The organism is Burkholderia lata, from assembly GCF_902499025.1.
In the GTDB taxonomy this organism is placed as follows: Bacteria; Pseudomonadota; Gammaproteobacteria; order Burkholderiales; family Burkholderiaceae; genus Burkholderia; species Burkholderia lata_C.
Window position 1 is genome coordinate 51,904 of the sequence record NZ_CABVPW010000009.1, and the last position, 20,147, is coordinate 72,050.

21 protein-coding genes are annotated in these 20,147 nt (G+C 65.9%); 6 read left to right on the top strand and 15 right to left on the bottom strand.

Annotation, left to right across the window (positions count from 1 at the left end; translation table 11 throughout):
* Positions 1 to 82: 82 nt before the first annotated feature.
* The 5 genes from BDI24065_RS11070 to BDI24065_RS11090 form a co-directional block, all read right to left on the bottom strand.
* Positions 83 to 1,066 carry an electron transfer flavoprotein subunit alpha/FixB family protein gene (locus tag BDI24065_RS11070; RefSeq protein ID WP_175031274.1) on the bottom strand — a complete coding sequence of 328 codons (984 nt, stop codon included), beginning with the start codon at positions 1,064 to 1,066 and terminating at the stop codon, positions 83 to 85.
* 16 nt (positions 1,067 to 1,082) lie between these two features.
* Positions 1,083 to 1,832 (bottom strand): electron transfer flavoprotein subunit beta/FixA family protein, encoded by a 750-nt coding sequence (locus tag BDI24065_RS11075; protein WP_175031275.1) that lies wholly within the window; start codon positions 1,830 to 1,832, stop codon positions 1,083 to 1,085.
* 65 nt (positions 1,833 to 1,897) lie between these two features.
* The gene (locus BDI24065_RS11080; RefSeq protein WP_175031276.1) at positions 1,898 to 2,998 is read right to left on the bottom strand and encodes a CaiB/BaiF CoA transferase family protein; all 1,101 of its coding nucleotides are present in this window, start codon (positions 2,996 to 2,998) and stop codon (positions 1,898 to 1,900) included.
* A gap of 32 nt (positions 2,999 to 3,030) precedes the next feature.
* The gene (locus BDI24065_RS11085; RefSeq protein ID WP_175031277.1) at positions 3,031 to 4,176 is read right to left on the bottom strand and encodes an acyl-CoA dehydrogenase family protein; all 1,146 of its coding nucleotides are present in this window, start codon (positions 4,174 to 4,176) and stop codon (positions 3,031 to 3,033) included.
* Positions 4,177 to 4,773: 597 nt separating this feature from the next.
* The gene (locus BDI24065_RS11090; RefSeq protein ID WP_175031278.1) at positions 4,774 to 5,667 is read right to left on the bottom strand and encodes a LysR family transcriptional regulator; all 894 of its coding nucleotides are present in this window, start codon (positions 5,665 to 5,667) and stop codon (positions 4,774 to 4,776) included.
* Positions 5,668 to 5,819: 152 nt separating this feature from the next.
* Here BDI24065_RS11090 and BDI24065_RS11095 point away from each other — a divergent pair, with 152 nt between their 5' ends.
* From BDI24065_RS11095 to BDI24065_RS11105, 3 genes are all read left to right on the top strand, one after another.
* Positions 5,820 to 6,851 carry an NAD(P)H-quinone oxidoreductase gene (locus BDI24065_RS11095; protein ID WP_254609728.1) on the top strand — a complete coding sequence of 344 codons (1,032 nt, stop codon included), beginning with the start codon at positions 5,820 to 5,822 and terminating at the stop codon, positions 6,849 to 6,851.
* A 118-nt stretch (positions 6,852 to 6,969) separates the two neighbouring features.
* Positions 6,970 to 7,380, top strand: a complete 411-nt coding sequence (locus tag BDI24065_RS11100) for an organic hydroperoxide resistance protein (RefSeq protein ID WP_175031279.1) — start codon at positions 6,970 to 6,972, stop codon at positions 7,378 to 7,380.
* 24 nt (positions 7,381 to 7,404) lie between these two features.
* Positions 7,405 to 7,560, top strand: a complete 156-nt coding sequence (locus BDI24065_RS11105; protein WP_302479457.1) for a hypothetical protein — start codon at positions 7,405 to 7,407, stop codon at positions 7,558 to 7,560.
* A gap of 54 nt (positions 7,561 to 7,614) precedes the next feature.
* Here BDI24065_RS11105 and BDI24065_RS11110 read toward each other — a convergent pair whose 3' ends face one another.
* From BDI24065_RS11110 to BDI24065_RS11135, 6 genes are all read right to left on the bottom strand, one after another.
* Positions 7,615 to 8,598 (bottom strand): succinylglutamate desuccinylase/aspartoacylase domain-containing protein, encoded by a 984-nt coding sequence (locus BDI24065_RS11110; RefSeq protein WP_175031280.1) that lies wholly within the window; start codon positions 8,596 to 8,598, stop codon positions 7,615 to 7,617.
* 81 nt (positions 8,599 to 8,679) lie between these two features.
* The gene (locus BDI24065_RS11115; protein ID WP_175031281.1) at positions 8,680 to 10,008 is read right to left on the bottom strand and encodes an MFS transporter; all 1,329 of its coding nucleotides are present in this window, start codon (positions 10,006 to 10,008) and stop codon (positions 8,680 to 8,682) included.
* A 180-nt stretch (positions 10,009 to 10,188) separates the two neighbouring features.
* Positions 10,189 to 11,097 (bottom strand): LysR family transcriptional regulator, encoded by a 909-nt coding sequence (locus BDI24065_RS11120; RefSeq protein ID WP_175031282.1) that lies wholly within the window; start codon positions 11,095 to 11,097, stop codon positions 10,189 to 10,191.
* Positions 11,098 to 11,220: 123 nt separating this feature from the next.
* Entirely contained in the window at positions 11,221 to 12,186 is a 966-nt protein-coding gene (locus tag BDI24065_RS11125) for a dTDP-4-dehydrorhamnose reductase family protein (protein ID WP_175031283.1), read from the bottom strand.
* Between the two features lie 342 nt (positions 12,187 to 12,528).
* Positions 12,529 to 12,942: a DoxX family protein gene (locus tag BDI24065_RS11130; RefSeq protein WP_174949705.1), complete on the bottom strand. Its 414-nt coding sequence runs from the start codon at positions 12,940 to 12,942 to the stop codon at positions 12,529 to 12,531.
* Between the two features lie 386 nt (positions 12,943 to 13,328).
* A complete protein-coding gene (locus BDI24065_RS11135) occupies positions 13,329 to 14,036 on the bottom strand; it encodes an alpha/beta fold hydrolase (RefSeq protein ID WP_254609729.1) in 708 nt (235 codons plus the stop codon).
* Between BDI24065_RS11135 and BDI24065_RS11140 the strand changes: the two genes are divergently transcribed.
* The gene (locus BDI24065_RS11140) at positions 14,025 to 14,246 is read left to right on the top strand and encodes a hypothetical protein (RefSeq protein ID WP_175031235.1); all 222 of its coding nucleotides are present in this window, start codon (positions 14,025 to 14,027) and stop codon (positions 14,244 to 14,246) included. The two genes, BDI24065_RS11135 and BDI24065_RS11140, sit on opposite strands and share 12 nt — an antisense overlap.
* Here BDI24065_RS11140 and BDI24065_RS11145 read toward each other — a convergent pair.
* Genes BDI24065_RS11145 through BDI24065_RS11160 form a run of 4 tightly spaced genes read right to left on the bottom strand, consistent with a single transcriptional unit; the run spans position 14,216 to position 17,446 of the window.
* Entirely contained in the window at positions 14,216 to 15,433 is a 1,218-nt protein-coding gene (locus BDI24065_RS11145) for a pyridoxal phosphate-dependent aminotransferase (RefSeq protein WP_175031285.1), read from the bottom strand. The two genes, BDI24065_RS11140 and BDI24065_RS11145, sit on opposite strands and share 31 nt — an antisense overlap.
* Positions 15,430 to 16,074, bottom strand: coding sequence for an RraA family protein (locus BDI24065_RS11150; RefSeq protein ID WP_175031286.1), 645 nt, complete (start codon positions 16,072 to 16,074; stop codon positions 15,430 to 15,432). Before BDI24065_RS11150 ends, BDI24065_RS11145 begins: the two co-directional genes overlap by 4 nt.
* Before the next feature lie 3 nt (positions 16,075 to 16,077).
* Positions 16,078 to 16,758 carry an RraA family protein gene (locus tag BDI24065_RS11155; RefSeq protein ID WP_175031287.1) on the bottom strand — a complete coding sequence of 227 codons (681 nt, stop codon included), beginning with the start codon at positions 16,756 to 16,758 and terminating at the stop codon, positions 16,078 to 16,080.
* Positions 16,759 to 16,786: 28 nt separating this feature from the next.
* On the bottom strand, positions 16,787 to 17,446 hold the full coding sequence (locus BDI24065_RS11160) for an RraA family protein (RefSeq protein WP_175031416.1): 660 nt from the start codon (positions 17,444 to 17,446) through the stop codon (positions 16,787 to 16,789).
* Between the two features lie 192 nt (positions 17,447 to 17,638).
* Between BDI24065_RS11160 and BDI24065_RS11165 the strand changes: the two genes are divergently transcribed.
* Both BDI24065_RS11165 and BDI24065_RS11170 read left to right on the top strand, forming a co-directional pair.
* A complete protein-coding gene (locus BDI24065_RS11165) occupies positions 17,639 to 18,613 on the top strand; it encodes a LysR substrate-binding domain-containing protein (RefSeq protein ID WP_175031288.1) in 975 nt (324 codons plus the stop codon).
* 319 nt (positions 18,614 to 18,932) lie between these two features.
* Complete coding sequence (locus tag BDI24065_RS11170) at positions 18,933 to 20,087, top strand: glycoside hydrolase family 53 protein (protein ID WP_175031289.1); 1,155 nt, start codon at positions 18,933 to 18,935, stop codon at positions 20,085 to 20,087.
* Positions 20,088 to 20,147 lie beyond the last annotated feature (60 nt).

Sequence of the window (20,147 nt, forward strand, 5' to 3'; positions counted from 1 at the left end):
AGGATTCCGAATTAACCAGAATGGAAATTCGGCTAACCTTCGATACATCGCGATGCCATTCCAATGCATCGCGCTTCCGGATTCAGTCCGTCTTGCCCAGCTCGCTCACCAGTTCGGGCACCTTCTCGAACAAATCGCCTACCAGGCCGTAGTCCGCGACGCCGAAGATCGGTGCTTCCGGGTCCTTGTTGATCGCGACGATCACCTTCGAATCCTTCATGCCGGCCAGATGTTGAATTGCCCCCGAGATGCCGACCGCGATGTACAGCTGCGGCGCGACGATCTTGCCGGTCTGGCCGACCTGGTAGTCGTTCGGCACGTAGCCGGCGTCGACTGCCGCGCGCGATGCGCCCAGCGCTGCGTTCAGCTTGTCGGCCAGCGGCTCCAGCACCTTCGTGTAGTTCTCGCCGCTGCCCAGACCGCGGCCACCCGACACGATGATGTTCGCGCTGGTGAGCTCAGGACGGTCCAGCTTCGTCACTTCACGGCTCACGAACTGCGACTTGCCGGCGTCGGCTGCCGCTTCGATTTTCTCGACAACTGCATTGCCGCCTTCCGCTGCCACCGGATCAAAGCCCGTCGCACGCACCGTGACGACCTTGATCGAATCGCCCGACTGCACCGTCGCGATCGCGTTGCCCGCATAGATCGGGCGCTCGAACGTATCGGCCGACACCACCGCCGTGATCTCAGAGATTTGTGCGACGTCCAGCTTCGCGGCGATGCGCGGCGCGATGTTCTTGCCGTAGGCGGTCGCCGGCGCGAGGATGTGCGAGTAATCCTTCGCGATGTTCAGCACGGTCGCTTCGACGTTTTCCGCGAGGCCGGCTTCGAGTTGCGGCGCGTCGGCCAGGAGGACCTTCGACACACCTGCGATCTTCGCTGCCGCATCGGCTGCCGCTTGCGCGTTGTGGCCCGCGACCAGCACGTGAATATCGCCGCCGACGAGTTTGCCAACTTCGGCTGCCGCCGCCACCGTGTTCAGCGTCGCGGCCTTGATCGACGCGTTGCCCCCCAAGGGGGCTTCCTTCGGGGCGTCGTACTCGGCAATCACCAGAATCGTCATTTCTTTCCGCTCCCTCTTACAGCACCTTGGCTTCGGTCTTCAGCTTCTCGACCAGCGTCTTCACGTCCGGCACCTTCACGCCGGCTGCGCGCTTCGGCGGCTCGACCACCTTCAGCGTCTTCAGACGCGGCGCGACGTCGACACCCAGGTCTTCCGGCTTCACGGTTTCCAGCGGCTTCTTCTTCGCCTTCATGATGTTCGGCAGCGTCACGTAACGCGGCTCGTTCAGGCGCAGGTCGGTCGTGATCACGGCCGGCAGCGTCAGCGACAGCGTTTCCGCGCCGCCGTCGACTTCGCGCGCAACGGTTGCCTTGCCGTCGGCGATCGTCACCTTCGATGCGAACGTCGCTTGCGGCAGGCCTGCCAGCGCAGCCAGCATCTGGCCCGTCTGGTTCGAATCGTCGTCGATGGCCTGCTTGCCGAGGATCACCAGTTGCGGCTGCTCCTTGTCGACCAGCGCCTTCAGGATCTTCGCGACGGCCAGCGGCTCGACGCTGTCGTTCGACTCGACGAGGATCGCGCGATCCGCGCCGATCGCCAGCGCCGTACGCAGCGTTTCCTGCGCTTGCGCGACGCCTACCGACACGGCGATCACTTCGGTCGCCACGCCCGCTTCCTTCAGGCGCACCGCTTCTTCCACCGCGATTTCGTCGAACGGGTTCATCGACATCTTCACGTTCGCGATGTCGACACCCGACTGATCCGACTTCGCGCCAACCTTCACATTCGAATCGACAACGCGCTTTACAGCTACCAGTACTTTCAAGACGACTCTCCTCCTTGTTCCCTGAAAAAAACTACTTGCGCACCGGCGCAGACGTCGCAGCACAGCTATTGCGGCGGCAACAAGACCTCATCGTCCTCACCGACGACCGGCACACCGCTGACCGGGCCCGGACGCACGCCGTCGAACATCAACGGCTGCGCCACATGCCAGCGTTGTCGGCCATCGCGATCGGCAGCGTGCGCAAACAAGCCGCGTGCCTTGAAGTGCGGATCGGCCACCACCTCGTCGAGCGTGTTGACCGGCCCCCACGGAATGCCGGCGCCGTCCAGCAACGCCGCCCATTCGTCACGCGAGCGCCGCGAAATAGCGTCGCCGATCCGGCCGCGCAACGGGATTTCGTGTTGCACCCGCTCGCTGTGCACGGCATCGGCGACATCCGGCATCTCGAGCAACCCACACAGCGGTTTCCAGAACCAGTCTTCATAAGCGATCGACAGCGAGAGCAAACGGTTGTCCGCGCAACGATAGATGCCGTATGCGGGTTCCGCGTTGATTTCGGCAAGACCAGGCCGGCCGCCGTTCATCAACGGCCCGAGCGACGCCGCCATCCACGACACCAGCCCGTCGGTCATCGACACGTCCACGTAGCACCCCCTTCCCGTCCCGGCACGCTGATATAGCGCCGCGAGGCATCCCGCCACGGCAAACATCGCGGCCGTCAGGTCACCGATGGCCAGTTCCGGCAACGGCTCGGGATTGCCGGTTGCAGCCTGGCGAAAGAGCAGGCCGCAAATCGCCTGGTACGACAGGTCATGTGCCGGCCTGTTTCGATAGGGGCCATGCTGACCAAAACCGGATATCGAAACGTACACACAACGCGGGTTGATCGCGGCGACGTCGTCGTAGCCGAAGCCGAGGCGCGCCATGACGCCGGGACGAAACCCCTCGAACAGCACGTCTGCGCCAGGGATCAAGCCGCGTAGCGCCGCCTTGCCTGCCTCGGTCTTCAGGTCGACGGCAACGGCGCGCTTGTTGCGGTTCAGCGCCGCATGGAAATTCGGCTGCGCGCGTGCCGGGTCGCCCGCGGGCGGACGTTCGACCAGGACGACTTCCGCGCCCAGATCCGCGAGGATGAGCGTTGCAAACGGGCCGGGATACTGTTCCGCGAGCGAAAGAATGCGGATACCTTCAAGCGGCAATGGCATGTCCCCTCCGGAAACGTGCGCGTTATCGGCGTTCAGGCGAGCGCACGGGCGATGATCAGTTTCTGGATGTGGCTGGTGCCTTCGTAGATCTTCGTGACGCGCACGTCGCGGTAATAGCGCTCCACCGGGAAATCCGTGAGGTAGCCGTAGCCGCCGAAAATCTGCAGTGCCTGCGAGCAGACTTGCTCCGCGATCTCGCTGGCGAACAGTTTCGCGATGGACGCTTCCTTGCCGCATTCCAGCCCGGCTTCGCATAGGCGCGCGGCGTGCAGGCAATACTGAAACGCCACCTCGACCTGCGTGGCCATGTCGGCCAGATCGAACGCGACGCCCTGCAGCTCGATAATCGGTCTGCCGGCAACTTCGCGCTCGCGTGCATAGCGGAGCGCGGCTTCAAGCGCGCCTCGCGCGGCGCCTGCCGCAATGAAGGCGATCCCGATGCGGCCGTCCGACAGGCTTCCGAGAATGGTGCCGTAGCCGCTACCCTCTTCGCCCAGCAAGCTGCTTGCCGGCGCACGATAGTGGTCGAGCACGATCTGCGCCGTATGCGCCGTGTGCTGACCGAGTTTGGTTTCGATGCGGCTGACTTCATAGCCTGGCTGGCCGGGATCGACGACAAACGCGCTCCAGCCTTTCTTGCCCATCGCCTTGTCGGTCTGCGCCAGCACGACGGCGACGCCTGCTTCGCTACCGTTGGAAATGAACTGCTTCGTGCCGTTCAGCACGAAGACATCGCCGTCCCGCTGTGCCGTGGCACGCAGCGCCGCCGTATCGGAGCCGGCTTGCGGTTCGGTGATCAGCGTCGCGCCAATCGCCTTGCCGCCTGCCATTGCCGGCAGCAGGTCGCGCTTTTGCGCTTCCGTGCCGTGGGTGGCAATGCACATCGCGGTGATGTTGTGAACATGAACAATGGTGGCGAGCCCCGCATCGACTGCCGCAAACTCCTGTTGCGCCACGCAGAATTCGAGAATTCCCGCGCCGACGCCGCCATATTGTTCAGGGATGAGCATGCCGAGAAAGCCGCCTTCCGCCAGCGTCTGCAGTTCGGCGTGCGGCCACGCGGCGGTGCGGTCACGCTCGGCGGCCGTCGGTTCTACGACTTCAACGGCCAGGCGACGCGCGGCGTCGCGGATCATGATCTGCTGCTCGCTCAGGAATGCGGTCAACAAGTCTGCCATGGTGTACCTCTGCTGTTGCGGCGTTGCGGGATGCCGATATCGGAAGGGATTCGGCGCACGCCACGTCACGCATCGGCTCGTCGGCGGCACCTCGATTTGCCTGCATCTTAGGCCGCCGGCGCACCCACGAGCGAGTGCAGATTCGTGCAATTTGAGTGCAGATTCGGTCTGATGTGCAAGCCGCGTCAGCAGGATGGCCACGCTATCCCGGGCCGGTTCCGATAAAGCGGAGCGAGCAACGCGACGGGTACCGGACGGCCGCTACACCAGCGATAGCGGCTTCGGTCCGGATATCGTACGAATGACCCCGATAGCTCGGCATCGGCCGTCAGCATGGGTGAACTCGAACGATGCAGCGCGCCTTTCGTCGTCGGTCAGGGTACGGCCCGGAAGCCATCGTCCGCCATCGGTGTCACGCGATCATTCGAGTGGCTGCTCCGCATCGAACGGCAGACCTTCATGCGCGGGCCGTGCGGAACTGATCATCGGCCCTGGCTGACGGTCACGCACCAGCGTTTCCGAGGCCGCTACCGGGCAGTGCCTTTCCAGGCTCGCCCTAGCCGACCAGCAGCTGAAACGCCACGACGCTCACGGCGTTCAGCGCCGCGTGCGACGTGCCTGCGGTGCCTCTTCGAAAACCTGCACGATGTGATCGATCATCGCACTGACACGTGCGGTATGCCGCAGATCCTTGTGCGTCACCATCCACACTTCATATGTCACGGCACTGACGCGGTCCGGCCAGATGCGCACGAGACCGTCGCGCTCCGCGATCGGCACCGCCAGCTCACCGATGCCGAGCCCGGCACGCACTGCAGCCCGAAGCATCAGGCTCGAATTCAGCCCGGATACGATCCGCCCCGCGTGAATCGGCTCTCCAACCAGCGTGAGCAGCCGGGGCGTTTGCATGTGCGGCAGGTAGAACACGAGGTCGTGCCCGTCAAAGCCGGTGCCGGGAACAGGTTCGCCATGCCGCTCGAGATACTCGGCCGATGCGAACAGCCCCATGTGCCACGCGGCAAGGCGCCGCGTGAGCAGGTCGGGGTTGTCGGGCTTGATCGTGCGCACCGAAATGTCGGCTTCGCGCTTTGCCAGGTTATGCACCTGCGTGGACGTGTCGAGCAGCACGCGTACGTCAGGGTGCTCGTCATGCAGGTTGCGCATCGCCGTCATCACGAATTCGACCCCGATCGAATCGGTCGTCGTCACGCGAACTTCGCCCGCGAGGCGCTTGTCCACGCCCTGCACCTGCCGCGCGAGATCGATGGCGGACTGCTCCATCTTTTCCACCGCACGTAGTGCGACTTCGCCCGCCGAAGTCAGCACATACCCGTTCGAGGTACGCAAAAAGAGCGTCGCGCCGAGTGCACGCTCGAGCGTCGCGAGGCGCCGGCCGACAGTCGCCTGGTCGAGACCGACGATCCGCGCCGCACCGCGCTGGCTGCGTTCCCGGTAGATGGCAAGAAAGATTCGTGCGTCATCCCAGTTCAAGAATGGGCTCCCGATGTGATGCAAATTTGCATATGTTGTTGTGAAAATCGCTGCACCAGAGCTTCACGGGCCAAGCATATACTGAATTCAACTAAACGACGGGCTAAAGCATGCCCGACGATTACTCCCCAAACCGGAAGTGAGGTTTCCCCATGTCAGATGCGCTCTCCCCCATGCCCGCCGAGATGACGGCGATCGAAATCAGCCGGCCCGGCGGCCCAGAGGTGCTGGTGCCCGTCAAGCGCGCCATCCCGAGCCCCAAGGCGGATGAAGTGCTGATCCGGGTTCACGCCGCGGGCGTGAACGGCCCGGATGTATATCAGCGCAAGGGACTGTACAACCCGCCGCCGGGCGCATCGGACATTCCGGGCCTCGAGATCGCCGGCGAGGTCGTCGCGGTGGGTTCCGACGTGCAGCGCTTCAAGCGTGGCGATCTGGTGTGTGCACTGGTGACGGGCGGCGGATACGCGGAGTATGCGGTTGCCAACCACGCCGTCACGATGACGCTGCCGGCCGGTCTCGACGTGACCGAGGCGGCGGCGATGCCGGAAACGTTCATGACCGTGTGGCTCAACCTCATGCAGCGCGGCAAGCTGAGCCGTGGCGAATCGGTGCTGATTCATGGCGGCGCCTCCGGCATCGGTACGGCCGCGACGATGATCGCGAAGGCCATGGGCGCGTCGAAGATCATGACGACCGTTTCCTCCCAGGCGCACCAGGAGGCAAGCCTGAGCCTTGGCGCGGATCACGCGATCAACTATCTCGAAGACGACTTCGTGGCGAAGGTCGACGAGTTCACCGAAGGCAAGGGCGTGGACGTGATCCTCGACATCATTGCGGGCGACTACGTGGCGCGCAACTACCAGGCCGCGGCAATGAACGGCCGCATCCTGCAGGTGAGCGTGCTCAAGGGGCCAGCGAAGGAGCTCGATCTGTGGCCGTTGATGATCAAGCGCCTCACCCATGTTGGCTCGACGCTGCGTTCTCGTACGAGCGAGGAAAAGGCCGCGATCATTGCCGAGCTCGAACAGACCATGTGGCCGCACATCGAAGCCGGCCGGGTCAAGCCACACGTCTACCGGACATTCGCGCTCGAGAACGCGCGCGGAGCACACGAGCTGCTCGATTCGGGTGTTCACATCGGCAAGATCGTACTCACCACCGCCGCGCATCGCACGGCATGACGTCCCGGGGCGCAGCCGAACGGAAGCACGTTCGACTGCGGCCGCCGGCAGCGGGCGGACACCTGGCCCACGGACCGCTGTTCATTGCCGCTCATCCGATTCCACCAGCAAGCTCATCATGAAAATCTTCTACAAAACCCGCGCTACCGCCACCGGCGGGCGTTCCGGCCGTACCGCACTTGACGATGGCAGCCTCGCGCTGGATTTGGCCATGCCGGGGGCGGGCAAGGCCGGGGCCAACCCCGAGCAATTGTTCGCGCTCGGCTACGCGGCCTGTTTCGACAACGCGCTGGCACTGGGTGCCAGACAGATGAAACTGCCGATCACGGGGAGCCAAACCTCGGTCGAGGTCGGCATTGGCCAGGCGGCCGAGGGCGGTTACGCGCTGGACATCGACCTGTACGTCGAGGTGCAGGGGCTCGGTGAGGACGATGCCCGCAAGCTCGTCGAGGCCACCCATCGCACCTGCCCGTATTCCAACGCGACGCGCGGCAATGTGGACGTGCGCCTGCACGTTTCTGTTGCCTGATGGCAGACACGCCGCATCGATGAAATCGATGCGGCCCGCCAGATCGGGACGCCCGGCTTCGTCGATGTCCACACGCACGACGATGGGCACCTCACGCGGGAAAACCGGCCGTCACCTGCTTCGAACCACGGCGTGACGACGGTACTCACCGGCCACTGCGGCATCGGTTTCGCACCGTAGCGGTCGACCGGGCGTGTCGTCGCGATGCGCGACCCGGCCCGCCGGCAGGCACCGTCAGCGATCCAGCAATCGCCCCAGCCGCATCATCGTGACGTTCACGCCGAGATGCCGCATCGACGGTTGCACGATCACGCAGTTGTCGTAAGGCGTGACGATCACGTCGTCGCCGTCGCGGGCAATCTCGGTACCGGCTTTCTCGATCACCTCGAGCCCCGTGAACGGTTGCGAGAACCGGAAGTCCATCGAACGCGCGACGACCGGCTCCGTGATCTCGACGAACTTCTGCCGCACCGGCGCGGCTTGCGTGAGGAACGTTGCGACGTCGTCGCGCGCGACGACGCCCGCATGCAGCAGGAAACGCGCCGCGCTGTCGAGCGCGACATCGCGTGCGCTCGCGGCGAAGTGCTGGCCCGTCTCGATCAGCAGCGCATTCTTCGTGCTCGCCGGATCGCCGAAACCGCCGTAATCGCGCAGCCGCGTGCCGTTCGCATGGCCGCGATCGACGATCACGTGCTCCGGCGTGCCGATCGCGGCCGCCAGCGCGATCGCCTTCTCGAGCGGGCCGGTCATCATCAGCGGCGCGGACGCTTCGTGCATCGAATGAATGTCGAGCAGCAGGTCGACCGTATCGAGCAGCGGACGCATCGCGCGCGCGCGTGCGAGCTCGCGGCTGTCGCGCGTGCCGTCGAGCGCGGCCGGCGTCCATACGCGATTCATGTCCTCGTCGAGATAGCGCGTCGCATCGGCGTTCTCCGCGCTGAAGTGCTCGTAGGCGCCGACGTTGCCGAAGCCGAGCGACAGGCGGCCCGCAGCCGGGCGCAGGCCCGAGGCCAGCAACGTGTCCACCGCGATCGCGCCGCTCACTTCGTTGCCGTGCGTCAGCGCGAGGATCATCACGTGCTTGCCGGGCCGGCCGCTGTCGAACGTATGCAGATAGTCGATGCCCGTATTGCCCGCGCGCCAGCGCGAGATGTCGGGAAAGGCCACTTCGATCGGATAGGCCGGCAACGCGGCACGGATGGCTTCAAGCGTGGTCATGTCGGAAAGGCTCAACAGGGTTCGGGAAAGGCGCAGCCGGCGTGGGCCGGTTGCGCCGGAATCGGGTTCGGGGCCGGTGCATCACGCCTCGGTTGCACGCGCCGACGGCGCGGCGGCGGCAGCCGCGCCGCGCATCCGGCGGCCGAGCGAGATCACCGACGTGATCCCGAGCACGGCCGTCGCCATCACGTAGAAGCTCGGCGCCAGCTTGTTGTGCGTCGCGTCGATCAGCCAGGTCACGATCAGCGGCGCGAAGCCGCCGAACAGCGTCACCGAGAAGTTGTACGACAGCGCGAGGCCCGTGCCGCGCGTGCTCGTCGGGAAGATGTCGGCGAGCAGCGCCGGCAGCGGCGCGAGGCTTACCGCGATCAGCAGGCCGACCAGCGCCTGCACCGCGAGCAGCGTCTCGACCGTCGGATAGCGGTTCAGCAGGACGAACAGCGGCCACGTCGTCACGCCGACCAGGATCAGCGCGATCAACATCACGCGGATGCGGCCGAAGCGATCCGACAGGTGCCCGACGACCGGCGCGGCGACCATCAGCATCGAGCCCGTGACGACCGCGCCGAGATACGACGACGTGGCCGGGATATGCAGCTGCTTGACCGCATACGTCGGCATGTACAGCTTGTGCACGTAGTTGAACGCGGTGGCCGTCGCGACGACACCCGCGCCGAGCAGCAGGTTCGCGCGATCGCGAGCGAACACGTCGCGCAGCGGCGACTTCGCGCGCCCCTTCTCGCCGAGCCGGCGGAAATCGGCCGGTTCGTCGATGTTGCGGCGGATGTAGAGCCCGACCGGGCCGATCAGCAGCCCGACCGAGAATGCGACGCGCCAGCCCCACGCATGCAGCTGGTCGGCCGTCAGCAGCAGGCTCAGCAGCGCCGACACGCCGGCCGCGAGCACCGTCGCGAGCCCCTGCGTCGACATCTGCCAGCTCGCGAAGAAGCCGCGCCGCTTCGCATCGGCCTGCTCGACCATGAACGCGGTGGCCGCGCCGAATTCGCCGCCCGTCGAGAAGCCCTGCAGCATCCGCGCGACGATGATCAGCAGCGGCGACGCGATGCCGATCTGCGCATAGGTCGGCGCGAACGCGATCATCGCGGTGCCGAGCATCATCAGCCCGATCGAGATCGTCAGCGACGCCTTGCGGCCTGCGCGGTCCGCATAGCTGCCGAGCACGATCGAGCCGAGCGGACGCGTGATGAACGAAATACCGAACGTGCCCACCGACAGCAGCAGCGAGGTTGCCGCGTCGTGCGTGGGGAAGAACAGCTGGCCGATGACGATCGCGAAATAGCCGTAGATCAGCAGATCGTAGAACTCCAGCGCGTTGCCGATGCTCGCGGCGCAGATCTCGCGCCACGGATTGTGCGGGGCCGGCGTTGCGGCGTGCGTGTTGCGGGTCATCCCTGTGCTCCTCCGGTAATGCTGGCCGTCAGGATTTTGAAAGACGGCGCGCGGCGTTGCCGGCGGCCGTTCGGGCCAGTCAAGCGCGGAGTGTAGGCAACGCGGAGCGGGCGTTCGTGCCGTTTCGGCACGCAATCGTGCCGATCGGCGCGCGGGCCCCGGCGCCGCTGCCTGCGGACGCTATGCGTCGCCGTCGTCGCGTGACGGCGCGGTGCGCCAGATCGCGTCCAGTACCGGATGCGGATCGTTCCGGCGCCGGTACAGCGCGATGTCGAAGCCGATCTGCCAGTCGGCGCCGCCGACGATCGCGAGCTCGCCGCGCCGCACGTCGTCGGCCACGAGCCGCTGCGGCAGCCACGCGAGGCCGAGCCCGCGACGCGCCATCGCGAGGATCGCTTCGTACGAGTCGGCCTGGTACACGGGCCGCAGCGTCGGGCGGTTCGGCATTTCGGCGAGATGCCGCGCCAGCACCGCGCGCAGCGTCAGCGTGCGCGCGAACGCGAGCCACGGCACCGGCGCCTGCCCGGCCGGCAGCCGGTAGCGCACACCGCCGCGCGCATCAAACGCACTGACCGGCACCAGCACCTCGCGCGCGACGGACAGCCAGTCGAAGCGGTCGCGGTCGATCAGCAGCCGCGTATGCGGGCTCGAATAGACGATCAGCATGTCGGCGTCGCCGGCCGTGAGCTGCAGGATCGCTTCCTCCGCGCTGCCGGTCGACACGGTGGCCGTGAAGAAGCCTGCGCGCGCAACCGCGTCGTCGTACCAGTCGGGGAAGAAGGTGGCCGAGAGCGTGCGGCCGGTCGCGATCCGGAGGTTGTTTTCCAGCACCGGCGCCGCTTCCTGAAGCTGCGTGCGGGCGCCGTGCAGGATGTCGAGCGCGTTCGACGCGGCATCGAGGAAGACGGTGCCGGCCGCCGTCAGTTCGAGCGGTTTCGTGCGCGCGATCAGCCGCGTGCCGACCCACTCCTCGAGCGACCGGATACGGCGGCCGAACGCCGGATGCGTGACGAAGCGGTTCTCCGCTGCGCGCGTGAAGCTGCGCGTGCGCGCGAGTTCGACGAAGTCTTCGAGCCATTTCAGTTGCATGGCCGGGCTCCTTGGGGGGCGATGAGGTGCGGGTCGGTGCCCGCTCGCGAACGGCACTCATGGCGCGGCCGCCGCCATGGGCAGATGCGGCCGTGCGGCGCGCGCCGCGAGCGGCGCCCGATCCTACAGCACCTGCGGCGCATCGCGCAGCACGGCGCGCAGCGCGGTATCGAACGGGGTCGCGTGATCGATCCCGGCGGCGCGCACGCGCGATGCGTCGAGGTGGCAGTCGTACGGGCGTGGCGTCGCGTCGGTCGGCTGGTCGATCCGCTTGAGCGATGCGTCGATGCCGAGCGCGGCCGCGATCCGCTGCGCGATGTCGTACTTCGTCATCGGCTCCTCGCCCGACCAGTGACGCAGGCCCGTGATCGATGCGCCCGCGAGATGGCGCAGCGTCAGGTCGCGGATGACGTCCGCGACGTCCGGCGTATACGTCGGGTAACGGATCGCCCATGCGTCCATGCCGACCGCGTCGGCGCCCGGCCGCGCGGAGGCGGCAATCGCCGGCACGAGGCTCGTGACCGCCGATTCGCTCCAGTCGACGATCGGGCCGAAGAGCAGCGGCAGACGCAGCACGCACGACAGCGGCGACGCGGCGAGGAGGGCCGCCTCGCCTTCCAGCTTCGTGCGGCCGTAGATGTTCAGCGGGTTCGGCGTGGCGTCCTCACGGTACGGGGCGGCCTTGCCGTCGAACACGTAGTCGGTGGAGATGCCGAGCGTCCACGCGCCGTGGCGCGCGGCGAGCGCACCGATGCGGGCCGGGGCGGTGACGTTGATCGCGCGGGCGCCGTCAGGGTCGCGTTCGCAGACGTCCGGGCGGCGTTCGGCCGCGCAGATGATCACGGCGGCCGGTTGGCGGGTGGCGAAGAGGTGTTCGAGGGCCGGCTCGTCGAGGACGTCGAGTTCGGCGAGGTTTTCCGGGGGCAGCGCCAGGCGTTTCGCGCCTGCGCCTTGCGGGTTCCGGATCGTTGCGATGAGATTCAACGACGATTCACGGGCCAGCGATGCGGCAACCGCGCGGCCAAGGAGGCCGGCGGCGGCGATGAGGAGGACGGTCGGGAGATCGGTCGACGAGGTCGGGTTTGGCATGAGCGGCAATTCGGGTGACTGGGGAGCGCGCGAGATCGCGTTCGACGTTCGCGCCGTGGTCGTGGGGAGAATAGCCGAGTATGACAGCCGGTTCATCGTGATGGCAGATCGGCCGCCCTGCGACCGACGTGCGTCTTTCGCCGCGACCGGCGGCCGTCGCCCGGCACGGCGTATCGTCCGCCCGGACGGCACCCGTGCTGCCGGCGACGTCGACACGCCGCGTGGCCGCCCTTGTGCACGTGCGATCCGCGGAGCCGCCGCACCGCGATCATCGCCAAAAGGCAAAGCCCGGTGCACTTGCGCGCACCGGGCCGTCACACCTGCAGGAAACTTCGTGCCGCGTTACTTCCGGTCGAGCGAATACCGCCCCGGCCCGGTCAGCGCGAGCAACAGCAGCCCGCCGATGATGCTCACGTTCTTGTAGAAGTTGATCATCGCCATGTATTGCTCCATCCCCTGCAGCGCCCAGTAGCGATGGCCGATCAGCGCGGTCGCGAGCGTATAGGCGGCGAACACCAGTGCGAGCGGACGCGTATAGAAGCCGATCGCGATCAGCAGGCCACCGGCCAGCTCGACCCCGACCGCGATCGCGGCTGCCAGCTCGGGCGCCGGGTTCCCCGTCGACGCCATGTACGCGACCGTGCCCGAGAAGCCGTTCAGCTTCTGCCAGCCGAACAGCACGAACAGGATCATCATCAGCACGCGAGCCGCCAGCAGCAGCTCGTCCTTCTTCGACTCCAGTGAAACGTAACGCATGGCAATCACCCTTGAATTGACGGTTTGATGCATCCGGTGCCGATACGCGCCGAATCGGCGCGCCAGGTCGGCAACGAACTACTCCTCGCGCAATCGGACAGCAAGCCGGCTGGCCCGCCGCCGAAGAATCCGTCCGGTCGCACCGTTTTGGGTGCACTCCGAATCGGTTCTGGCGAAGCACGGATGCAGTCTACTGTCTCCTCATAAATCATCAATCCGTCAAAATATGATTTGCTGTCTCAAAATAGTGGACAATTGAAGACGACAACGCCGGTAGAACGCGCCCAGTGGGGTATCGCGAAACGAAAATCGCCTGCATCCGTCCTGCACGGCGCGCACGCCCGCTCGTCCATTGCCATCCGGCGTCTTTTCCTTCAGCCGAAAGGTCAGCTTGATCGCCGATGAAACGCGGCAATTGCGTCCCACATCGACACCGGATTCGAATACATCGGGAAATGGCCGCAATCCGGGATCTCAGCCAGTTCGACGCCCTGCTCCTGGATGTGCTTCAGGTAGGAAAGCGATGCATTCTGTTCGCCAAACATGAACATCCTCGGAAACGGCAGACCGAGGAACTTCGTCATCAAGTCGCCGTTGTCCGACAGGTCGACCATCGACCGGAAAATCCCGCCGACGGCTTCGGCGCGAACCTTGTGACGCAGGCTCGCCGAATAAAGCGCACTCGCATAGGCGGGGGCATGCAGCGTCCGTTCGATGAAGTCCTCGAAGAACCGGTGAGCGTCGTCCCGCGCATGGTCGACGATCTGCCGGCTGAGAAAGCAGTCTTCCGGGGCGATGTTTCCTTCGATATCGACGAAGCTCAGCACACGCTCAGGCTGCTGGTGGGCAAGCATCAATGCGGTCAACCCGCCCATTGAATGCCCGACCAGATGGAACCGATCGAACCCGATATGGGCGAGCACGGCCCGCGCAGTTTTCACCAGAAACGGGATACTGACCTGCGACAGGTCGGCACAACGGGTTTCGCCGCAGCCGGGCGCGTCATAAGCGACGAACGGATGCCCGTCGAATGCGGCGTGGCGCACGATATCGGCATAGTCCTCTTTCGTCGAACCGAAGCCGTGCAGAAACACGATCGGCGCGTTGTCGCCATCGCGATGAATGGCCGCGACGTCCAGCGCCGTGCCGTCGACGTTGAACCGGAACTGCGACCGGATAAATTCACGCGTCATCTCAATCACCTTGCACGCATGTCCCCGCAACGCGACCTCGATTCATCGAAGGCAACCGAGGCCGCGTACTGCGGCGACGTTCAATCCACCAGCGTCGAACAGAAGTCCTGAATAGCCGTGCAAGCGCACGCCAGGGACGCGTCGTCCAGCGCATACGCGATGCGAATGTAGGGCCCAAGGCCGAACGCACTGCCATGCACGGTCGCAACACCGGCCTCGTCGAGCAACGCGTTGACCACCGCCTCGTCGCCGTCCAGATGGACGCCGCCACGCGTCGTCTTGCCGATCAGGCCTTCACACGAAGCGAACACGTAGAACGCGCCTTGCGGTACCGCGCAATGCAGGCCGCGCGCCTGGCCGAGCCGATCGACGACCCGGTCACGCCGGCACTGGAATACACCACGCGCGTGCCGGATGAAATCCTGCGGCCCCGTCAATGCGGCCAGTGCCGCATGCTGCGAAATCGTCGATGCCCCCGACGTCTGCTGCCCCTGCAACTTCTCCATCGCGTCGATCAACCAGCCGGGCCCCGTACCGAAGCCGATGCGCCAGCCCGTCATCGCATACGCTTTGGATACGCCGTTCATCGTCAGCACGCGGTCGCGCAACCGCGGCTCGACCTGGGCGAGCGTGAAGAATTCGATGCCATCGAAAATCAAATGCTCGTAGATGTCGTCGGACAGCACCAGCACCTGCGGATGCACGAGCAACACCTCGGCCAGTGCCCGTAGTTCCGCACGGCTGTAGGCCGCGCCGGTCGGGTTCGACGGCGAATTCAGAATCAGCCAGCGCGTGCGCGGCGTGATCGCCGTTTGCAACGCGTCCGCCGTCAGCTTGAAGCCGCTTTCTGCCCCGCACCGGACGATCACGGACTGCGCGCCGCAGAGCTGCACGATTTCGGGGTAGCTGACCCAATACGGCGCCGGCACGACGACCTCGTCACCCTCGTTGAGCGTGGCCGCCAGTGCATTGAAGATCACCTGCTTGCCGCCGCTGCACACGAGCGTGTCGCGCCAGTCGACGTCCAGGCCGTTCTCGCGCCGGAACTTCGCGGCGATCGCCTCACGCAGCGCACGCAAACCCGCGACTTGCGTGTAACGCGTGTGGCCCGCCCGGATCGCCGCGATGCCGGCTTCGCGAACGTGCTCCGGCGTATCGAAATCGGGCTCCCCGGCGCTCAGCGAGATCACCGCCGCACCGCTGGCGCGTCGTGCGGCCACGCGATCCATCACCTGATAGGTTGCCGACGGGCGGGCTGCGACCAGGAAACGATTCAGACCTTCTGCCGGTGCGGTCATTGCGCTGCCCTCCAGCGCGTGAGCCCCATCAACTCCAGCGTGCTACTGCCTTCACGCAACGCGTCCATCATCTTCGCCTCCTTGTCGGCACGGGCCTGCCCCTGTGCCAGCGTCTCGCCGACGTGCGCCGCCGGGATCACGAGGACACCGTCGTCGTCCGCAACGACGAGATCCCCCACCGCCACCGGCGTGCCGGCGAAGCTGATCGGCTGGCCGACCGACGGCGCGCTCGCCTTGATCGTGCCGCGCATGCAGATGCCGCGGGTGAACACCGGAAAGCGCCGGGCGGTCAGGGCCGCGATGTCACGCACGCCGCCGTCGATGACCAGGCCGACGACACCGGCGGCTTCGGCTGCGACGGTCAGCACTTCGCCCCAGTAGCCCGACACGAAGCCGCCGGTCGATACGACGAGCACGCTGCCGCGCGGCACCTGCTCCATCGCAATGTGGATGGACAGGTTGTCGCCGGGCGAACATTCGAGCGGATACGCCGGGCCGGCAATCGACGCACCCGGCCATACCGTGTGAATCGCGGGATCGACCGAACTGGTAGCGAGACCCGATGCTTCGTACAGCGTCGATGTACCCAGCTTGCAGGCTTGCGCCAGCAGATGCGGGTCGTAGAAAGGCACGTGGGTCATCGCTCAGCCCCTGGTTTGAAGCGTGTGATAACCGAGTGCGGCGCGCGCGTCACCCAGCGACTTGCCTTCCGCGATCTGCTCGCGGATACGCGATTCGACCTCCTCGATCTTGCGGGCGATCCCGGCGACTTCCCGTGCACGGCCGCGCGGCACGACGACGACACCGTTCGCATCCGCCACCACGATGTCGCGCGAAGCAACGCGGACGGTCCCGATCCCCACGGTGGCGTTCACCGATTCGACCTGCACGCGGTCCTTGCCGGTTCGCATGAAACGACCCGCCGTGAACAGCGGATAGTGGTCGCCGAGCGCCTGGTTCACGTCCCGGCAGACGCCGTCGATCACGGTGCCCGCGATCCCGCGCAGCCCCGCATACTGGGTCATGATGTCGCCCCAGACCGTGCAATCGGTGCGACCGTCGTTGTCGATCACGACCACGTCGCCTTCCGCGACGTCATCGATGAAGTCGCCGACCGTGCCGGGCGGATGGCCGGCCGGCACGTACTTGACCGTGAATGCCGGCCCCACGACGACCTTCGTGTAGTTCGCCAGCGGCATGATGCCCAGCGACTGCCCGTGCAGGCCCAGCTTGTCCATGGCGTCGGAGACACCGGGGGTGTCCAGCCCGGCGAACAACGCGACCAGTTCCCGGTCTGCCGCGCTTGCCCTGTTCGGATGCGTCATACGAGACAACTCCAAAAATGATGTCGGGTCAGCGGGCCGCGATGGCCTCGAATTCCGTGTCGTGCATGACCTCGGCAACGGAGCGGCCGGCGCGCACGGCGGCCACCATGCCATCCTGCCGACGCGCGATGCGCTCGCCGAGATCCAGCACCGCCTCGATACGCGCGGCCGGCACGAACGCCGTGCCGCAGCGATCGGCAATGACGTAGTCGCCGTCGTGCACGGTGACGCCTGCCATCCGGACCGGGATGCCCGAGTCGACCTGGATCACGCGATTGCGTGCGCTGATCATCGTCACGCCGCGGCCGTAGACCGGGTAGCCGATCGACTCGCTGCCGTCGATATCGCGGCTCAGGCCGTCGATGACCGATCCGCGGATCCGTCTTGCCGTGGCGGCGTTGGCCAGGATGTCGCCCCAGCAAGAGATGCCGTCGGCGCCGCCGGCGATCACCAGCACGCGGTCGTCCGTGGTCACCGCGTCGATGACGGGCGAAATCAGGTGCACGGTGGGTTTCGCATCCGCTTTCGGACCGAGCTGAATCGTGCTCGCGCGGCCGACGATCTTCGGGCAATCCCACAGTGGACGCAGTCCACAGGTCGCGCCCGGCAGATCGAGAAAATCGAGCGCATCGGCAACGGTGTTGGTGTCGAGCGCGGCGAGGCGCTCGAGGATGGAGGTCGGGTTCATCACGTTGGGCTCCGTAGGCAAGTGCCGCCATCGTCGCGTCGCCACGTTGATATGTAAATTTCCTATTTCGTATCTGCCTGATACCATTTTCGGATCAGCAAAAAAACGGGCGATGGCGCCAGACAAGCGGAAAATGAGCGCCCTCGACGCATCTCGCATTTCGCGGAGCATTCCGGACGGAGGCAAACCCGCATGAGCAATACGATCGATTTCAGGCTGATCCGGCAGTTGTGGATGTTTCTCGCGGTTGCGGAAGAACAGCACTTCGGGCGCGCAGCGAAGCGCCTGAACATGTCTCAGCCCCCGTTGACCGAACAGATCAAGGTTCTCGAGCAATCGCTGGGGCTTCAGCTCTTCTATCGCTCGCGACAGGGCACGCAACTCAGCCCCGCCGGCGCCGCCATCCTGCCTGCGGTACGACAATTCACGCACCAGGTCGAACGGCTGGAGCGCGTCGTGCGAGAGGTCGCCGCGGGTCAGTCCGGCGTGCTGCACGTCGGCGCCATTACGTCCGCGATGCTCGACACCGTCCCGCCGCTGCTGGACGAGCTGAAGCGGGCCCATCCGGATCTGACGGTCTTCGTCAATGAAATCGACAGCGTCGACGCGATTCCCGCACTCGAAGCGGGAGAACTGGACCTCGCGTTCGTGCGCGTCGACCGAGAAGCCGGAAACGGGATCCTGACGATGCCGCTTGCCGAAGATCGCCTGGCCGTCGCGCTTCCCAGGGATCACACGCTCGCCTCGTTGCCGAGCGTGCGATTGCGATCCCTGGCGGGCGAGCAGATGGTCATCTCCTCGCGACAGGTCGCGCCGGATTACTTCGATCTGCTGATGTCCGTTTGCCGCTCCCACGGACTGACACCGCGCGTCATGCACGAGGTGCGTTCGATCACGTCGCAAGTCGCCTATGTCGGTTGCGGCCAGGGTGTTGCGCTTGTGCCGTCGTCGATGCGCAAGCTGGTGCCCGCGAACGTCGTCGTGAGACCGTTGAAGGAAAAGGTGATGGTGGTCACGGCCGCACTGGTCTGGAACTCGAACCGCTACCACCCGATGGTCGATGCCGTGGTGGCCTTGTTGAAGAAGAAGTCCGGGCACTCGCGCTTGCCACCAGCCGGCAACCCCGGCGGCTCGGTGCGAACCACGGGCCACCGCGGGCCGGCCTGACATACGTCGATGCCATTTCCGTTCGGTGCGACAGTTTTCCGGGACATGACCACCGACGTCGATCAAGACGACACGGCTGCCGGCCTTGTGCGCGAAGCCCATCCGCAGTCGCGATGCGCGTCCACGACCGGCCGCGCCCGCCGCCCTTCCCCCCTCTCCTGCCAAATACTAAGCACGACACATTGTCCTTGGGCATCGACGGGCGCTTTTGCTACGCTCGTTTCGACGCCTGACCGGCGTCAAAAAAAGCATCGAAAATTTAAACGCTTAAATTTTACTGGAGCCGACGGGTTCGGCATCCATGTTCAGGAGGATGACGATGGACAGACGATCGATGTTGCGCTGGAGCCTCTCGGCCGCGGCGCTTGCCGGCCTGGATTTCGCCGGCGCGGTGCCGGCGCTTGCCGCGATGCGCGGGTCGGCACCCGGCTCGTTCGCCATGGGCGCAGACGTGTCGACGCTGCCGCAGCTGGAGGCGCACGGCGCACGCTTCTTCGACCGCAACCAGGCCGGCGACTGCCTCGCGATCCTGCGCGCGCACGGTGTCGATTCGATCCGGATCAAGGTCTGGAACGATCCCGGCAATCCGGCCTTCTACCCGGCCAACCAGAGCGAGCCGGGCGGCTACAACGATGCCGCGCATGTGTGCGCGCTCGCGCGGCGGGCAGCGGCCCTCGGGTTGCGCGTGCTGGTCGACTTCCACTACAGCGACTGGTGGGCCGATCCGGGCAAGCAGTATCCGCCGCACGCGTGGGCGGGCAAGAACCTGGCCGACACCTGCGCGCTGCTGGCCGCGTACACGACCGACGTCCTGACGCAGCTCGCGCGGGTCGGCGTGCGTCCCGAATGGGTGCAGATCGGCAACGAAATCACGGGTGGCATGCTGTGGCCGCTCGGCAAGTACGACCAGTGGGACAACCTCGCGCAACTGCTGAAGACCGGGCACGACGCCGTCAAGGCATTCGATCCCCGGATCAAGGTGATGCTGCACATCGACAGCGGTGGCGACAATGCGAAGAGCCGCTGGTGGTTCGACAGCGCGACGCAGCGCGGGGTCGCCTTCGACGTGATCGGCCTGTCGTACTACCCGCAATGGCAAGGCTCGCTCGACGACCTGCGCAACAACGCGAACGATCTCGCCGTGCGCTACGGCAAGGAACTGATCGTCGTCGAGACGGCCTATCCGTGGACCACCAGCGACGGCGACAGCGAACCGAACACGATGACGAACACGGGCTCGACGACGTTCCCGCCGTCGCCCGCCGGGCAGGCGCAGTTCCTCGCGGCGGTGACCGACATCGTGAAGGGCATCCCGGGCGGACGCGGCAAGGGCGTGTTCTGGTGGGAGCCGGAATGGATTCCGACACCGGGTGCGGGCTGGAAGATCGGCGCGGGCGATCAGTGGGACAACAACACGCTGTTCGATTTCCACGGCAACGCGCTCCCGTCGCTGGATGCGTTCCGGCGACGCTGACGGCATGCCGGCCGCCACGTGACATTCGTGCGCGGCGGCCGGCCCGAGGCGTGTCGTTGT

What these genes read in the sequence shown, in the direction of transcription:
- BDI24065_RS11130 (WP_174949705.1), bottom strand. Translation starts at nt 12,942, where the DNA reads ATGCGTTACGTTTCACTGGAGTCGAAGAAGGACGAGCTGCTGCTGGCG.
- BDI24065_RS11115 (WP_175031281.1), bottom strand. Translation starts at nt 10,008, where the DNA reads ATGACCCGCAACACGCACGCCGCAACGCCGGCCCCGCACAATCCGTGG.
- BDI24065_RS11150 (WP_175031286.1), bottom strand. Translation starts at nt 16,074, where the DNA reads ATGACCCACGTGCCTTTCTACGACCCGCATCTGCTGGCGCAAGCCTGC.
- BDI24065_RS11170 (WP_175031289.1), top strand. Translation starts at nt 18,933, where the DNA reads ATGGACAGACGATCGATGTTGCGCTGGAGCCTCTCGGCCGCGGCGCTT.
- BDI24065_RS11100 (WP_175031279.1), top strand. Translation starts at nt 6,970, where the DNA reads ATGAAAATCTTCTACAAAACCCGCGCTACCGCCACCGGCGGGCGTTCC.
- BDI24065_RS11085 (WP_175031277.1), bottom strand. Translation starts at nt 4,176, where the DNA reads ATGGCAGACTTGTTGACCGCATTCCTGAGCGAGCAGCAGATCATGATC.
- BDI24065_RS11080 (WP_175031276.1), bottom strand. Translation starts at nt 2,998, where the DNA reads ATGCCATTGCCGCTTGAAGGTATCCGCATTCTTTCGCTCGCGGAACAG.
- BDI24065_RS11165 (WP_175031288.1), top strand. Translation starts at nt 17,639, where the DNA reads ATGAGCAATACGATCGATTTCAGGCTGATCCGGCAGTTGTGGATGTTT.
- BDI24065_RS11095 (WP_254609728.1), top strand. Translation starts at nt 5,820, where the DNA reads ATGTCAGATGCGCTCTCCCCCATGCCCGCCGAGATGACGGCGATCGAA.
- BDI24065_RS11120 (WP_175031282.1), bottom strand. Translation starts at nt 11,097, where the DNA reads ATGCAACTGAAATGGCTCGAAGACTTCGTCGAACTCGCGCGCACGCGC.
- BDI24065_RS11070 (WP_175031274.1), bottom strand. Translation starts at nt 1,066, where the DNA reads ATGACGATTCTGGTGATTGCCGAGTACGACGCCCCGAAGGAAGCCCCC.
- BDI24065_RS11155 (WP_175031287.1), bottom strand. Translation starts at nt 16,758, where the DNA reads ATGACGCATCCGAACAGGGCAAGCGCGGCAGACCGGGAACTGGTCGCG.
- BDI24065_RS11125 (WP_175031283.1), bottom strand. Translation starts at nt 12,186, where the DNA reads ATGCCAAACCCGACCTCGTCGACCGATCTCCCGACCGTCCTCCTCATC.
- BDI24065_RS11110 (WP_175031280.1), bottom strand. Translation starts at nt 8,598, where the DNA reads ATGACCACGCTTGAAGCCATCCGTGCCGCGTTGCCGGCCTATCCGATC.
- BDI24065_RS11145 (WP_175031285.1), bottom strand. Translation starts at nt 15,433, where the DNA reads ATGACCGCACCGGCAGAAGGTCTGAATCGTTTCCTGGTCGCAGCCCGC.
- BDI24065_RS11160 (WP_175031416.1), bottom strand. Translation starts at nt 17,446, where the DNA reads ATGAACCCGACCTCCATCCTCGAGCGCCTCGCCGCGCTCGACACCAAC.